Here is a 17,234-nt window from a genome sequence, read left to right on the forward strand (position 1 = left end):
GGAAACGCAAAATGAAAGCTGTTGCTTTAACCCATTACCTCCCCATTGAAGATCCCAATTCATTCTTTGATACGGAACTTGAAAAACCAACACCAACGGGCAAGGATATCCTTGTTGCGGTCAAGGCTGTCGCCGTTAATCCGGTTGATACCAAAGTCCGCGCCCCCAAGGACACAGTCGAAGAAACCCCGCGTGTCATTGGCTATGACGCCAGTGGTGTCGTTGAATCCGTAGGAGATGACGTCAGTCTGTTCAAGGTCGGTGACGAGGTTTATTACGCCGGAGATATCACCAGATCAGGCACCAATGCTGAATTTCAACTGGTTGATGAACGCATTGTCGGGCACAAACCTAAATCTCTGTCTCATGCCCAAGCTGCCGCCCTGCCCCTAACCACGATCACTGCCTACGAAGCGTTCTTTGATCGCCTTTCACTTGATCCCAACGGCGCAAACAAAGACGAGAGCATTCTCATCATTGGTGCCGGGGGTGGTGTTGGTTCCATCGGTATCCAGCTTGCCAAGCGTGCAGGTCTGAAAGTGATCGCAACAGCCTCTCGCCCGGAAACCACATCGTGGGTCAAGGAACTTGGGGCTGATCACGTCGTTAATCACCGTGAAGATATGGTTCAACAGGTTCGCGCCCTTGGTATGGAACACGTAGATTACATTGCCATCTTCAACGATATGCGACATTGGGAAACTGCCGTAGAGCTAATTCGTCCCCAAGGCGGTATTGTCACTATTGATGATACAGACCAGCCTATGCCAATGGCCGGCATGAAAATGAAGGCTGCCAGCCTGCACTGGGAGTTTATGTTCGCCCGTGCCATGCATAATACACCTGATATGATCGAGCAACACAAACTGCTAAACCATGTTGCCAAAGAGATTGACGCCGGGCATATCCGGACAACCGTTTCTGATATCCTCTCCCCCATTAATGCCGAGAACATCAAGAAAAGCCATGCCTTGATCGAGGCTGGTAATGTGAAGGGAAAAATTGTGCTGGAAGGCTTCTAGATCACAATAACACTCAGTTTGACCTGCCTTTTACGGCTCGCTCTCAAAAGGGTGAGCCGTCTTTTTTACGCCACACAAAGAGCTCGTTTTCACGAATGAATGAATAGCGCTCTTGAGATTACTCTACTCACCGACCTCATAGGAAAAAACATCCCCCAGTGAACAACCAAACACATGGGCGATCTGAAACGCCAGCTCTAGCGACGGAGAGTATTTCGCTTTTTCAATTGCCACAATCGTCTGTCGAGAGACCCCGGTTTTTTCAGCTAACTGCTTTTGCGTCATTTCATCGTGGTCAAAACGTAATCTGCGGATGTTATTGGTAATCTGCCCTTTAATCATTTCCCTTTTGACCATATCAAATGCCACCGCGATAGAGGAACAGCTTGACCACATCACCAATGACATTGGCAATAAACATGAAAAAAATAATCAACAGGAAAACCAGAGCAGGCGCAAGAACGTCCAGCGCCAACACCCCCATAGACACCATAAAACCAAAACTGAAAACCAACAAAATGATTTGCATGGACTTGAGGTCAAACAATTTGTCCCGCTCGTCATTCATCATCGGCTCATAGTCCTTGGTGATGATCGAATGAATAATGGTAAAGAGGATATGCACGACAATGCTAACCACAATACCGCCACCCACAAGAATAAAGAAGCTCTTCCCAATCAAGCGATAACCATCCGGCCCGTCCATTGCCCCGTCCTGATAGAGGCCGAACATATAGAAGCCAAATATCCCAAACATAATCAACGTGGTTATCAGGGAAACACCCACTTTTCTTTCCTGTAGAGACATTGCCACTTTCTTCCTGTCATTTGGTTTAACGATTACTGCATTTTGATGTCTTATATACACGACACAGTATCAAATAAATTATACTCAGAGTCAAATATATTTGACTCATCTTAAAAAGATGATCACAGTACAAACATCCTCCCATTAAGGCGTTGCATTAAAGCGCAGTGGTTAAATACGTGATTAACAGAGCAACCAGAGAAACAGGCATGACGACACCAGAAAAAACATCATTACCAGAAGTATCCTCCGCGAAATTTTGGAACAAAATGGCCAATCGCTATTCAAAATCTCCCGTCTCCAATCAGGCCGCCTATGAAAAGAAGCTAGAGATTACGCAAAGTTACTTCACCCCAGACATGGATGTTCTGGAACTTGGCTGTGGCACAGGCACAACAGCCCTTATTCATGCACCCTTTGTAAAACATATCCGAGCTGTTGATATCTCGGAAAAGATGCTGGAAATCGCAAGAGATAAAGCCGCGAAACAAAACGTCACAAACATTACCTTTGATCAGGCAGCCATTGATACTTTCACTGCCACGGACCAATCCTATGACATCATCATGACCCACAGCGTGCTTCACCTGCTCGACGACAAAGAAGCCACCATTGCCAACATCCATAAAATGCTCAAACCCGGCGGCTATTTCATCAGCAGCACCGTTTGTCTAACTGGTGTCATGAAACTCCTGCAACTGATCGCGCCCATCGGCAGACTTTTAGGCTTTATGCCATTGGTAAAATTCTTCTCAGCCAAACATCTGGAAAAATGCATCGCCAATGCAGGCTTTGAAATCATCAGTTCATGGGAACCAGAGAAAAGTCATTCGGTGTTTATTGTGGCCAAGAAGGTAATCTAATTCATGGCAATAAAATTAGTAGCTTAAATGAAAAGCTCTCAAGGTAGATTGTAAATACTATACGCATATAGAACAACGACATGCCCACTAATTACTGGTTTGATACGTGAAAGTGAAAAACAATGCACCAATCAGAAAAATTTTGGGATAAAGCTTCGAAAAACTACGACAAAACAGAAGAGCGCTTTGAACATATTCACCGTAAAACAAGTGAAAAGACCGAGAAATATCTAAATGCTACGGACATTGTATTAGATTACGGATGTGGCACTGGTACAAACTCTTGCGAATTTGCCAAGCAGGTCAAAGAAATTCACGCTATTGATATATCCTCAAAAATGATTGAAATCGCGAAGAATAAAGGCGTTTCAAACAAGGTAGAGAATGTAAACTTCTTAAAAACGACTATATTTGACGAAAAGTATAAAAAAGAGTCATTTGATGTCGTACTGGCTTTCAATATGCTTCATACCGTCCCCAATCCTCAGGATATTGTGAGTAGAATACATAAGCTGTTAAAACCTGAGGGATTATTCATTTCTGCCACCCCTTGTCTGCAGGAAAAAATGTCCTTTTTGGTTCGCATACAGATCTACCTCTTTCGTATCTTGTCTAAAATTGGAATAGTTCCGATAACGATAAGAAGATTAAAAAGTTCGGAATTGGACAATCTAATTGGAAATGGAAATTTTCAGACAATTGAAACTGAAAATATATACAAGGGAGCAACGAGTTATTTTGTTGCTGCAAAGAAAGTGAGTTAAGCCTCTAAAAAATAGAGCCACCACACGAATTTTGAAATTATCCGATCAAGAGAGCCTTTAAAAGCTAATCAATGTTTATAATAGCGAAAACAGAAATGACGGAATTTATCAAACTTAGCCAGAAGTGGAATGCAGAACCGAACGCCCCAAACCCACATATAGAATTAAAAAAGTCTATCTTGGAACTTCATTTTTTTCTCAACCCATATCAATTCGAAGTTTACAATGAAGGTGACAGAGGTTGTTTGCAATTTTCGGATTATTCACGCTTCCGTTTTACAGACATTAACGATGAAGCATGGTACAAAGGAGAATGTCGTTTTAGCACGTTAGCGCCGAGCTGGGGAGAGTTTTACCTTGTACAAGGAGACTTTAAAGAACAGCAAGAAACGACACCATGGCAATATCATGTTCAACACGATGCCAGTTTAAATAATTTCTTATTTTATTTCCGAGATTGCGCATTTGAATGTAGTGCTAAAAACTGGTCGTTCAAACTGGTTAGTTGAACAGCATCCTATTAAGAATAGCGATAAAAGGAAGAAATTGGTGGGCCCGGCAGGATAATAACCAACTAGCAACCACCTCCCATAATATCAATGACTTAAAAGAAACTTTTCGTATAGAAACGTACCATGTTTGTGTCCCACAAAACAATTGAAATTCGAAATGACACGAGTGAATTATATTATGCCACAAAAAGCAAAATCACCAACTTTCCGCATCATTTCAATAGTACTTGCAGTTAATTGCAAATGGTTAGGTGTAGCGGCTTGCATTTATCCGATAATTTGTGCCCGAATTAATTGCGACAATAATTCGTCTTCAGCTCAGATTAAATGAAAATGAGCTCACACTATTTGCAACTGAGCTTGCAAATATAATTCTCGGCTCACTATATCTGAGAATATAGATTCACTCTTCCCGAAAAGCTCTTTCCAACTGATCCGTCAGTGGTTTTACCAGATAACTAAGAGCAGATCTTTCGCCGGTTTGGATATAAACCTCAGCGGGCATGCCCGGTACCAGCTTGGCTGAGTTCAGTCGGGCCATTTCTTCTTCGGGGATTTCGATAATGCCCTGATAGTAAGGTATGCCACTTTGTGGGTCCTGTAATCGGTCCGGAGAGACTTTCAGAACATAGCCATTGAGTTCCGGTGTGACTTTCTGGTTAAAGGCCGGGAACTTCACCACCGCCGGTTGGCCGCTATAGACCTGATCTACGTTTTGAGGATCAACCTGTGCTTCGACCGTCAGGCGCTCATCAAAGGGCACGATCTGCATCAGAGGTTCTGCAGGCGAAACCACACCACCTACAGTAAAGATACTGGAGCCATGAATGATACCATCAACCGGGGCCTTGATCTCTACACGGGCCAACTGCTCCTGATAGGCTATTTTCTGTTCTTCCAATTCTGATATAGAAGAATTGGTTTCTTTGAGTTCGGTTAAAGCGCGTTCACGGTAATCCTGTTCGACCTGCAGGATTTGTAACTCGGCTTCCCCGATCTGGTTTTCTGCCCGGGCAATATTTGCAACCAGTTCGGATATTTCCCCCTCCAGCTTAGCCGCTTCCCGCTCCAGTGCCAGCAGTCGCGGGAGTGTTGCATGGCCCTTTTCATAGAGCTTGCGTAGGCCCGTAAGCTCTTGGGCGATAAAATCAACCTGCTGTTTCTTGGATTTGCGTAAGCCCCTGAGACCCGAGATCTCATTACCGGATTGCGTGATGCGTTTTCTCAGCTGGCTGACCTGGCCTTTGCGCGTACTTTCCCTAGCCTGAAATAAGTTGATGTGATCCCTGTGGATCTGCCACTCTTCAGCGTCTTTGGACAGAGCTTTAAATTGAGGGGAGACCTCGACGGTCTCTTTGCTATCCCGTTCGGCAATCAGTCGCTCTCGTTGTGCATAGGCTTCATAGAGACGGTTCTCGGTAATGACAAAGTTGGTCTGGACCATGGTCTCATCCAGACGCACCAGTACATCACCCGCTTTGACGCTATCACCGTCTTTGACAAGGATTTCACCAACCAGTCCCCCATCCAGATGCTGAATGGTTTTGGGCTTACCCTCTACAATCACAACGCCCGTGGCAATCACGGCGCCAGAGATCGAGGCCATGACAGACCAACCGCCGAGCCCAATAACAAGGGTCGCCACCGTCAACAAACCGGTCAGGACATAGCGACTTGATCCCGCCCACAGCTTTTCCGACCAAAGCTCTTGTGTGTCTTGCTGTCGGATCATCTAGCTGGCCGTCCCCAGCGGTGTTGCTTGTTCGGCCTGTGAAGGATTTTCTTGAACAGACGATTGTCTGTTTGGTACCTGCTGGGTCACTTCCTTGAGAACCTGTTCTTTGGGCCCAAAGGCCGTTTGCTGACCATCATTGAGCATCAAGAGCATATCCACTGCTGCAATGGCAGAGGGACGATGCGCCATAACAATAACGGTCTTACCCCGTTCGCGTATGCCCTTGATCGCTTCAGTCAAAGAGGCATCACCTTCGGAATCAAGGTTTGAATTGGGCTCATCCAGAATAACCAGTGCGGGGTCGAGATAGAGGGCACGGGCCAGTGCTATGCGTTGTTTCTGTCCGCCGGATAAGCCAGCACCATCAGTGCCGATTTCGGTCTCATAGCCATTGGCCAGCCGCAGAATCATCTCGTGCACCCCGGCGCGTTGCGCGGCTTCAATAACATCGGCATCCTGTGCCTCTGGATTAAAGCGGGCAATATTCTCTTTGATGGTCCCGCTGAAGAGCTCCACCTGTTGTGGCAGATAACCAATATGCTTGCCGAGGGCGGTTCGTTTCCATTGATCCAGTGTTGCCCCGTCCAAACGCACCGTTCCCTGCATGGGTAACCAGGCCCCGATTAAAAGACGGGCAAGGGTGGATTTGCCCGAGGCAGAAGTTCCAATTACCCCCAGCCCTTGTCCGGGTTCCAGGGTAAAGTTCACGCCCTTAAGCGCAGGCTTTAATCCACCGGGCGGTGTCACAAAGACCTTTTCCACAGAGAGCTTTCCCTGTGGATCGGGAAGATCGGTTTTATCCTTTTCCTTGGGAATGGAATTCAACAGGGCTTTCAGGCGTTGATAGGCCTGTCTGGCTGTAATCACACCCTTCCACTGCGCCAATGTCTGATCAACAGGGGCTAGAGCTCGACCAGTGAGAATAGAGGCCGCAATCATCACGCCCGGCGTAATCAACTGTTCAACAGCCAAGGCAGCCCCAACAGCGAGAATGATGGATTGCAGAAACATTCGAAAGGTTTTGGACGTTGCTGTCAGAGTTCCAGCACGATCACTGGCGGTAATGTTATTTTTGATGCCTTCCTGATGGCTTTGCTGCCAACGCTTCTGAACGTTTTCTCCCATACCCATGGCAAGGACAGTTTCAGCATTACGATGACTTTGATCAGCATAGGCCCCGGCCGCAGCCGCATGAGCAGCACCTCGTTTTAGGTGATTGCGGGTTGAGAGTTCATTGGTCAGGGCCAGAACAAAGACAATCAAGGCCCCAACCACAGCCACCAGACCAAGGGTCCAGTGCAACAAAAAGACGAGCGCAAGATAGAAAGGTACCCATGGCAAATCAAACAGAGCAACCGGCGCATTGCCAGAGAGGAACTGTCGCAGAGTTGCCAGATCAGCAAGGGGATTGGTCTTTTTACTATCGCTTTTAAGCAGGCCCTGTAACAGCCAGATATTAAAGATCCGTTCTGTCAGGACACTATCAAGTTTGAGGCCGATACGAACCAATACTTTGGACCTGATAATCTCGAGAATACCCATAAAGCCAAAGAGCCCGGCGATCAGAACGGTCAAGGCAATGAGGGTGGGAATGGACCGACTGGTCAGAACCCGGTCATAGACTTGCAGCATAAAGAGCGGCCCGGTCAGCATTAGCATGTTAATCACAAAGCTGAACAGGCCAATAGAGATCAGAGCCTTGCGGCAATAGCCCAAAGCCTGTTTGATCTCGTTATCGGAACTCTCAGGGTTTGACTGCTGCGCGGAGGGCACAGCAGTCTTGGGCGTATTATCTAACATCAGTGATTACACAAACTGGAAGTCATCAGCATGAAGGGCCGTTTTCTGGACATCTTTCAGAGTGATGGAATTGTCATCATCAATATTGATGACAGTATCATCCCCAACTTGTTCCGCCAGTTGTAGAACGGCATCAAAGGTTGAGATATTCAGCCCTTCGATACGGATAGAATCTTCTGAGCCTGCACCCGAGACAAAATCAGTGATCGTGTCGTGGCCCAAGCCAGATTTGAAAACAAAAGTATCGTTGCCAGCGAGACCTGTGAAAACGTTTGCCTGATTATTTCCAATAATTGTGTTGTCACCAGTACTACCGATAACACTTTCTATACTGGTAAGACTTTCCACAGTACCATTTACAAAGCTTGCTTGGCCTGCTTCAAGATCAATGGTCCCGGCAATATCTGTATAAGCATAATCAACAGTGTCAACTCCTTCGCCACCATCAAAGCTATCTATACCAGCACCGCCATCGAGAATATCATTACCAGCACCGCCTTTAAGGGTATCGTTCCCAGCAAAACCTCGTATAACATTATCTTGTGCATCACCGATTATTGTATTGTTACCTCTTGTGCCGTTAATATTTTCAACTGATGTGAAGTTCTCGACAGATCCATGCGCGAAAGTGGCTGTTCCTGCTCCAATGTCAATGACTGCGGCAGCGTTCGTGTAGGTAAAATCAACAGTATCGATACCTTCTCCACCATCAAAATTATCCAGCCCGAAACCACCATTCATGAAATCATTACCTGCTCCACCAATTATAGTATCTTCCCCATCGCCTCCATCAATAATGTCGTCTCCAGCTCCACCATCAAGAACATCATTTCCAGATCCTCCAACGATATGATCGTCACCAAAATTGTATATCTGAATGCCAGTCAGAACATCCGCCATTGTCCATACGGTTCCATCATCAAAAACAATTTGTTCGACAGTGTCCCCTCGATCACCATTGAGGGTATGTCGAATAGTAAGTAAGTCCGTTGACCCATTGAAGGTAAGGACAAGGGTACTCATACTACTTGCTAGACGCCAAGCCGTGACTTCATCTGGTGTGTAGCCATGAATTAAGACACGGTCATTATCGAGATACCCATTATCTTCAATGACATCCTGGCCATCACCCTTGTTAAACACATAGGTATCCGACCCATCATTGCCGTGAAGAATGTCATTACCCAGACCACCTTCAAGCGTATCATCACCAGCAAAACCAACGACCGTGTCATTACCATCGGTCTGCTGTTGTTCAATAAGCGTTGCGCGAGCATAGGTCATTCCCCACAAAGTACCATCATCAAAGATAATTTGCTCGATGGTATCAGAACGGCTGAAACTCAGGGTATTCACAAGGGTTATTTTATCTGATGTTCCTGCAAAAGTGATGACAAGATTGGCGCCATCTTGGGCAAGGATTGCTTCCTGAGGCATATAGCCGTGAATGAGAACCTTGTCCGTATCATGATACCCATTATCTTCGATAATATCCTGTCCATCACCTTTGTTAAACACATAGGCATCAGAACCATCATTGCCATTAAGAATATCATTACCTCGACCACCGCGTAGGGTATTATCACCATCATCTCCCTGTACGTGATCATTGCCAGCGTTCGCATTTTTTTCCGCAATGATGGCTTCGACATCAGCTACTGTCCAAACAGTTCCATCATCAAAAACGAACTCTTCAATTGTATCTGAGCTACTGGCATTAAGAGCATTTTTAATAATGATCTGATCGTCACTGCCAACAAACGTTATTTTCAAATCCGGAGAGAGCGTCGAAGCATTTTCTACAATAACTTCTGCCGGTGTAACACCGTGAATAATCAACCGATCAAGAGTGCCATCGCCATTGTCGTCGATGATATCCTGACCGTCACCTGTAGAGAAAACATAAGTATCTGCGCCAGAACCACCACGTAATGTGTCATTCCCTTCAGCACCAATCAAAGTATCGGCACCAGCTTCACCGTTTATGGTGTCATCCCCAGCACCCGCGTTCAATTCTTCGCTACGAGAAGATCCTGTCAGTGTGTCATTCCCAACTGTCCCTTGATAAGAAGCAAGGGCGAGTATTTGATCCCGATCAAGTTCTGTCCCATCTGCAAACACAAACTTTTCCATCCCTCGGGCAGTGTTTATAAAGTGGTCAACAATGGTCAGTGTTTCACCTGACGATTTAATCGTTAAAACCAAATTATTTAACGCAGGGAGAACTCGGCTGAATTCAAGGTCATTCAGGTTAACATCGGTTAACTGAATAATATCTGTATCGACATCGCTATATTTTCCGATTTCTGCAATCGTATCATTACCGCGTCCAAGGCCCCATATATAAGTGTCACTTCCATCATCACCATCCAACAAATCATCCCCAGTACCGCCATCTAGGGTGTCATGGCCCTCTTTGGCGCGAATAACATCATCCCCTGCACCACCAATGAAAGTCTCACTCCATGTTGTACCAGACAATGTATCGTTGCCATCAGTACCTCTGTAGACAGAATTCGCACGAATATATGTACGATCCCAAGTCGTGCCATCATCAAAGACAAAACTATCAACGCCATAAATGTAGAATTGATCATCAATGGTTAGGCTTTCACCTGTAACAGAGTTTTCAACGAGAAGATCATTACCTTTGCGGTATAGCTTAATATCTGTAGGTAGAGTATTTTTTAATAGAACCGTGTTGGCTCCACTGGAAACATTGTCGTCGATAACATCGTTCCCCCGGCCAGTCCCCCAGACATAAGTATCGCTGCCTGATCCACCATCCATAAAATCATCACCAGCACCGCCGTCGAGAAGATCATCACCTTGGAAACCATTGAGAATATCGTTTCCAAGGCCCCCTTCCAGAGTATCATTCCCACCAAATCCTATGAGAGAATCATCACGATCTGTCCCTGTTTGCATCGCTTGGTGAATAGCAGCAAGATCCCATGATGTACCATCATGGAAGTGAATTTCTTCGATTTTATAATAATCTGTAATGAAAAAATCCTGGATCAGGACTGAATCCCCCTGATCTCCATACTCCACACGCAAATCTCTTAATAGCGACCCTTCTCGGAAGAATTTGAGGCTTTCAGGTGTAATTCCTTCACCAAAGATAATTTTATCATGATCGGATGAGAAAACACTGGATTGAAAGTCATGAATAATGTCCTGCCCATCACCAAGATTAAATATATAGCTATCGCCACCGTTTCCACCTTTTAAGATATCATTCCCTTGGCCACCTTCAATAACATCATCCCAAAAGTATCCGGAAATACTATCATCACCATCAGTACCGGACAGGAGCTTAAGGCGAACCTCATATTCACTCCATACCGTTCCATCAGAAAATACGAACTCTTCAACTTGGTGATAATTTCCACCAAGATTTCCATACGCAAACTGATTTATAACTTTCAGAGTATCATCAGAATCTGCAATCCTGATGATAAGATTATACCCCTCCCTCGTGAGAATCAGATCTGAAGGAGAGATACCTTCTTTAAAGCTAATTTTATCTGGTTGGTCGGCAAAAATACTCGTTTGTTCATCAAAAATAACATCTTGCCCATATCCACGACCAAAGATGTAAGTGTCGCCCCCATCTCCGCCTTTGAGTGTGTCATTACCCAAACCACCATCAATAGTATCCGCACCGAAGAAACCTGTTATGGTATCGTCACCATCAGTACCATTAAGTAGTTTCAGACGAACATCAGACCAACTCCAAACAACATCATTACTAAATCTGAACTCTTCGATCTGATATAAAGTTCCTCCAAGATTACCTGAGAAAAACTGGTTAATAACCCGCAAACTGTCACCTGTATCAGACACTGTAAGGATCAGATCATTACCTTCACGTGTTACAAGAAGATCTTCAGGAAGGATATCATCTTTAAATTGAACGACATCTGGCTGATCCGCAAAAATACTCGTTTGTGCATCGTAAATAACATCTTGGCCATAACCACGGCCAAAGACATAAGTATCACCACCATCCGCACCTTTAAGGGTGTCATTCCCGAGGCCGCCATCAAGTACATCAGCCCCAAAGAAACCTGTTATTGTGTCATCCCCATCAGTTCCCTCAAGCAACTTAAGTCGAACATCAGACCAGCTCCAGACAACATCATTACTGAATTTGAATTCTTCAACCTGATATAACGTTCCACCAAGGTTTCCGGTGAAGAATTGATTGATAATGGTCAGAGTCTCACCCGTATCAGCAATCGTCAGTATCAGATTGTGATTATCTCGAGAGAGAAGAATATCTTCAGGGAGGATACCCTCCCCAAACTGAACAATATCTGGCGCGTCAGAGAAAACGCTTGTTTGCTCATCATAGATGGTATCGTGGTCGTATCCCCGATCAAAAATATAGGTATCCCCGGCATTACGACCTTTCAAAGTATCATTGCCAGCCCTCCCATCCAGAATGTCATAAGCGAAGAACCCTTCCAGAACGTCATCACCATCAGTACCTTCAAGTAAGATCTGTTGAATATCTGTTGGTGTAATGATGGTCCCGTCATCAAAATGAAACTCTTCAATCTGTCGATAAGCATGCCCCAGATTATTATAGAAGAACTGATTTTCAATCGTCAGCGTATCTGTGCTGTCTTTGATTTTAATCGTAAGCTTCGTATCATCCCGGATGAATTCAAGATCGTCAAAGGCAATCCCGGGGCCAAACTTGACAACATCTTTATCGTCAAAAAGTAAGTTGGTGGAGTGGTCGTGAATGATATCCTGTCCATAACCCCGATTGAAGATATAGGTATCACTATCTAATCCACCTTCAAGGCGGTCATTACCCAAGCCACCATCCATAACGTCGGCAATGTCATAACCATAGATAACATCGTCGCCATCTGTTTTGGCCTCTGCCAACAGACGATGAATAAGTTCAGTAGCGTTAAAGTTTGCAGTAGGGTCTGCATCAAATTCAAAATACTCAATGCGATTGAACCAATGAATGCCAAAAACCCCTGTGTGGCTAGCAGCAAATTGCCCACGGATCGTCATAGTTGATCCATCAGACAAAGTAATCAGCAAATCGTCACTACTACCAATTCTTTGATACTGTACTGTCGCGGGATCAACATCTGCTTTGAATTTCAACGTATCTGTCAGGCCAGACAGAATATTGTCCAGTTTTTCATGGATGACATCATTTCCATACCCCATACCAAAGATATAGGTGTCGTTTTCATTTCCTCCACTTAGGAAATCATCCCCAGCTCCACCATCAAGGACATCTTCGTAATCAAAGCCAAAGACTCGATCATCACCATCCGTTTTTGCCTGCTTAACAACATTTTTTAGAACATCATCCCAGCGCAAAAAGCTGCTGTCCTCAAAGATAAAGCTCTCAATTCTTTGGAACCAATGCTTACCAAAAGGCCCGGAATAAGTCGCCGTTCCAAAGGCTTTTAGAGTTACTGTTTCTCCGGTATCATTGATCGTAAAGACAATATCATCTGTCCCCTCCACACGAGAGAGGGACAAGTCCTCTTCTTTGATCCCAGGACCAAAAACAAAAACATCTGGATCATCTTCTAAGAGATAGGTCTGTTGTTCATGAACAATATCATGACCATATCCCCGTCCGAAGACATAGATATCACTTCCGTCGCCGCCACTTAAATAGTCATTACCCGCACCACCATCCAAATAATCGCGATCCCACGTACCCGTTATCGTTTGATCTTCATCTGTCGGGTTGGAAACAGCCGCTGCAATATCAAAAGCTGTCCAAACAATTCCATTCGCAAAAATAATTTCATTTATACCCCGGTCAGGGTTGGTGTTTCCCCCACCGATAAGGGTTCGCTTCTCACCTATGAAGTTTTCAACAACCCGAATTTCATGCTCAGTACCCGTAACCTTGATATATAAATCAATCCCTTCGCGCCGAAACTCCAGATCCTCTGGGTTATAATGAGCAAATCTAATAACATCCAAAGAATTTGTTCTTAGAGGTGTCTCGTAATCATCAATAGTGTCTTTTCCAAAATTACGGCCGACAACATAAACGTCGTGATACCCACCACCTTCTAGAGTTTGATCACCCGCACCAAGATAAAAAATATCATGTCCAGAGGTGCCCTCTACAGTACCATCGCCAACAAAAATATTTGCTTCGGGAATACCAAGCAGAACAGCAGCGTCTTTTAACCCGATATCCAGACCAACATTCTCATAAGCAGCAACAATATTTGTGAACAGATAAGAGTAAGTTGCATAGAGATCAGAATTCACACCTCGATCAAAAGTTAAAAGCACGACATCCAGAATATCCTGCCAACTTGAAAGCCAAGCAGTTTCAGCATCCGTACCATCTGGGGCGCCAGCAAAAATGGCCTCGAACATAGGAACAAGATGCTTGTCAGAATTTGTCCGGAAAACATCGTCTTCAACAACATAGTCCAAGCCATTGAAATAAGGTTCTAACGGACCTTGCATCGCAAGTCGTACAACCATTTCGTCTAGTCGATCGATTTGAAATTCCAAAAGGTCTTCTACTGCATTGATTCCAGCTTGATCACCCGGTTGGACGGCTTCAATCGGAATATTATCCCCGACCAAACGTTCAAGGAAACTGATACTCCCTCCGGTGACAACTTCCCACCCCCCCATATCATCCGGACGGGAGCCTAGAACCTGTACAAGCGTTGGGAACTCAATCACAACACCAAGTTCGTCTTCTATATCTTCACCACTTGCCAATACCCAATATACATCACCACTGCTGCTCGTTTGCTTGATGGCGAAATCTTTTATAGAAGCCCCATCAAGAGTACGTTCAACAAAAACATGAAAATCAGGATTTGTGCCAACAGATGGATCATTTACATAAGGGGGTGCAGCCGCCCATGCCTCAAGGAATGGTAATGCACGTTCACGTAACACATTGAGGTCTGGAACCGTTAAAGTGGGGAGCACTTGCTCTAGTTTTGATTGTAAATCCCCAGAAGTATCAAGTGTCATAGCAACATGAAGGTCAACCAGCGTGCCATGACCTTTAAGGTTTGCCAGATGCGTTATTGATGGATCTATCGTAGAATCACCGAGCCACTTGGAATTATAATTATCAATACGAAACTTCACATCAGCCAAGGAACCGACAGAACCATCCGTACGGGTAAAACTCCCGGTTTCTGCAACGGTATTACCTGCATTTTGTGATCCATCCGCAGTTGCCGAGAGATCAATTGATTCAACACCTACATCTTGAAGAGTAAAGGACTCTCCATCATCCAGTTTTCCATTTTGATTAAGATCGCGCCAAACTCTTAGTTCATCGAAAACGTCATCATCTTTATCAATGATACCGTCATTATTTGAATCATAATCCGCAAGCTCATCAAAACCGGACGTCGTTGGTGATCCGAAAAGTTCACTGATATCATCAATTTCTCCATTGGCATTTTTATCCAAGGCAAGCAGGCCATCATCAGGGCGTACCCATCCTGTCTGTTCAGAGAAACCATCACCATCCATATCAAAGAAGGGCGAGCTTGTTGTTCGGGCAGTAAGTTCCAGACCATCACCATCAAGGTCAAGAATCAGCGGGTCGACACCACCGTATAGCGCGGTTCCCGTCAGGGCCTTCATAATGTGGCCTAAGCCTATCTCAAAAATTCCCCAGATACCTGCACCGGGGCCACCTTTTCCAGAAAATAATCTATGGAAATCAATATCATATTCAAAAGTATAAATTCCAGCGGTTCGTTCACTCGCAGCAACATCTGGTCCGGTTTTGGCATTCGCGACATATGTTTCACCGTACCCGAATACTTTTTTGAGTATCGAGTTTTGAATGACGAGTTCACCGTCTTCATTATAGGCATAACGGAAAAATAGCAGCCCAGTCGCCCAAGGACTTTCAGATTCCATTTGCCGGTAACCACCATGCAAATTAAACAAACCAAATGCAGAAATCCGGTCTTCAGCAGTAGCATCGGTGATCAGCGTTGTATCAGAAAAGAAGAATGTATCTGCGCCTTCGCCCCCGGTCATCTCACCGGCAAATGACGTGTTCCATAAAACATCATCACCTGCCCCACCAAAAAGAAGAGCACCATCCCCGCCGAGAGCAAAAATAACGTCATCACCCGCGCCGCCATCGAGCTCTAACCGGGTTTGCCCATCAATATATTCCGCACCAAAGGCAACAATAATATCATTCCCTGCTCCCCCATCGACTTCCCCATAACCAGTATGGACAATGTAATCATCACCACCTTCGCCTTCGATAACCGCGTTATCAGACCCAAACATAATCTGACTATCATCATCACCAATTGCCGCTGCATCACCATCTGCAATTCTGATTTCCGGGACATCAATAGATAGATCGGGAAGGTGCTTTCCAACCACTTGATCAAAAACTTCAAGCACCGTTTCAACATGGGTCAAGAATTCCCATTCGGGAAACTCTTCCTTATAGGCCGTTACAACCCCTTTTAAATCTTGAAGGGCAAAGGCTACCCCTAATGTAATAACCGCGGCTCCCCCAATCGGGCCAAAAAGGAATGTTGCAGCAACAGCGGCTCCAGCATACGCGATGTTGTTAACCATAAAACCAACAAAAGCATTTGCGACATCTTCACCAGTAATTCTTGATTCAAGTTCAGACCAGATTTGTTCAAATGGTTTCTCTTCTAATTCATCAACAGCCTGTTTCGCCAATAACACAGCAATAAGACCAATCATTGCGGCATCAAATGCATTCACTTTCCCATCGACATCATCTAAAAAGCGAGTAAGAGTTTTCCCTATTTTTCCTGAACCCATCCTGTCCAAATCAAATGATTCTGCATTAATGACATTGTCTCTGCTATCCAGCAGATCAAGTTTTATACGTTGTCCTGCAACAGCAGCAGTCAATTCTTTGAAAATTTTAGAATTCTTATCGGCATCATCACCGCTAAGATAGTCCTTTAGGACAAACTCTCTTTCAATATTGTATTTTTCTTTCAATTCAGCAGGGGCATCTTTTAACAAGCCAATCGTATCTTTAAATGCCCCTTGAGTTGCATAAAAGGCTTTTAAGGGGTCCTGCTTGTATAATGAATCAAGTTTTTCGATTGGAATACCATTTACGGATTCAACCTTTGAATTTTTTAGTAGGGTTGGCAACTCATCGGTAAGGAAAATTGTGTCCCAGGGGTCAAGAGGGTCACCAAGTAAGACAAATACTTTTCCTTCTGCTGCATTCGCATATTTTACAGATGCTTCTCTCCAGCGCTCAGTTAAAGCTTCACCACTTAATTTTTTTAATTCTGTTTCTTGATCTCCAGTTAAAGGGCCGATATCTTTTTCGTGATCGTCAATTAGGCTTTGAATTTTTCCGTCAATTATTTCTTGAATTTCACCATGGTCTCTATCCATGACATAACCAGGTCCGGTAGTGGCAATTGCTTTGAAAGGCGCATCATCTGTTGCAACCCCCTTGACAGGTTCGCCTTCTTCGTTGCTCTCTAGTCCTGACCAGAAACTACTTATTGGACCGACTGATTTTTTGTACTCAGGATCTTCTCTACCTTCCCAGTCCCAGTCGACATGACCTGCCCATAACAATGTACGGTCTTTACCCGCAGAAAAATCTGCAGTCGAAATTAGTTCATCCCACTCCAGAAGCTCTGAACCAATCATCGCTTCAATTGCATCGAGAAGATTAGCATCTATTCCTTGTACATTTGCCACGTGT

Annotated in this window: 9 protein-coding genes; 4 read left to right on the plus strand and 5 right to left on the minus strand. The window is 44.7% G+C overall.

Translation table 11 applies throughout. The features are described 5' to 3' along the window. Positions 1 to 11: 11 nt before the first annotated feature. Positions 12 to 1,022, plus strand: a complete 1,011-nt coding sequence (locus ACN0W5_RS09375; RefSeq protein WP_417453873.1) for a zinc-binding alcohol dehydrogenase family protein — start codon at positions 12 to 14, stop codon at positions 1,020 to 1,022. Between the two features lie 123 nt (positions 1,023 to 1,145). Here the strand turns inward: ACN0W5_RS09375 and ACN0W5_RS09380 are convergent, their stop codons facing one another. Together ACN0W5_RS09380 and ACN0W5_RS09385 are read right to left on the minus strand one after the other, a co-directional pair. Next, on the minus strand, positions 1,146 to 1,379 hold the full coding sequence (locus ACN0W5_RS09380) for a helix-turn-helix transcriptional regulator (RefSeq protein WP_417453874.1): 234 nt from the start codon (positions 1,377 to 1,379) through the stop codon (positions 1,146 to 1,148). A 1-nt stretch (position 1,380) separates the two neighbouring features. Beyond that, positions 1,381 to 1,830 carry a hypothetical protein gene (locus ACN0W5_RS09385; protein WP_417453875.1) on the minus strand — a complete coding sequence of 150 codons (450 nt, stop codon included), beginning with the start codon at positions 1,828 to 1,830 and terminating at the stop codon, positions 1,381 to 1,383. Between the two features lie 209 nt (positions 1,831 to 2,039). Here ACN0W5_RS09385 and ACN0W5_RS09390 point away from each other — a divergent pair, with 209 nt between their 5' ends. From ACN0W5_RS09390 to ACN0W5_RS09400, 3 genes are all read left to right on the plus strand, one after another. Continuing rightward, complete coding sequence (locus ACN0W5_RS09390) at positions 2,040 to 2,693, plus strand: class I SAM-dependent methyltransferase (RefSeq protein ID WP_417453876.1); 654 nt, start codon at positions 2,040 to 2,042, stop codon at positions 2,691 to 2,693. Between the two features lie 122 nt (positions 2,694 to 2,815). Continuing rightward, entirely contained in the window at positions 2,816 to 3,457 is a 642-nt protein-coding gene (locus tag ACN0W5_RS09395; protein ID WP_417453877.1) for a class I SAM-dependent methyltransferase, read from the plus strand. 95 nt (positions 3,458 to 3,552) lie between these two features. Then, a complete protein-coding gene (locus tag ACN0W5_RS09400) occupies positions 3,553 to 3,966 on the plus strand; it encodes a hypothetical protein (protein WP_417453878.1) in 414 nt (137 codons plus the stop codon). Between the two features lie 406 nt (positions 3,967 to 4,372). Here the strand turns inward: ACN0W5_RS09400 and ACN0W5_RS09405 are convergent, their stop codons facing one another. Genes ACN0W5_RS09405 through ACN0W5_RS09415 form a run of 3 tightly spaced genes read right to left on the minus strand, consistent with a single transcriptional unit; the run spans position 4,373 to position 17,230 of the window. Beyond that, positions 4,373 to 5,701 carry an HlyD family type I secretion periplasmic adaptor subunit gene (locus ACN0W5_RS09405; RefSeq protein ID WP_417453879.1) on the minus strand — a complete coding sequence of 443 codons (1,329 nt, stop codon included), beginning with the start codon at positions 5,699 to 5,701 and terminating at the stop codon, positions 4,373 to 4,375. Beyond that, positions 5,702 to 7,504, minus strand: a complete 1,803-nt coding sequence (locus ACN0W5_RS09410; protein WP_417453880.1) for a type I secretion system permease/ATPase — start codon at positions 7,502 to 7,504, stop codon at positions 5,702 to 5,704. Positions 7,505 to 7,510: 6 nt separating this feature from the next. Beyond that, positions 7,511 to 17,230 (minus strand): calcium-binding protein, encoded by a 9,720-nt coding sequence (locus ACN0W5_RS09415; RefSeq protein WP_417453881.1) that lies wholly within the window; start codon positions 17,228 to 17,230, stop codon positions 7,511 to 7,513. Positions 17,231 to 17,234 lie beyond the last annotated feature (4 nt).

This window comes from Kiloniella sp. (genome assembly GCF_048270245.1).
In the GTDB taxonomy this organism is placed as follows: Bacteria; Pseudomonadota; Alphaproteobacteria; order Kiloniellales; family Kiloniellaceae; genus Kiloniella.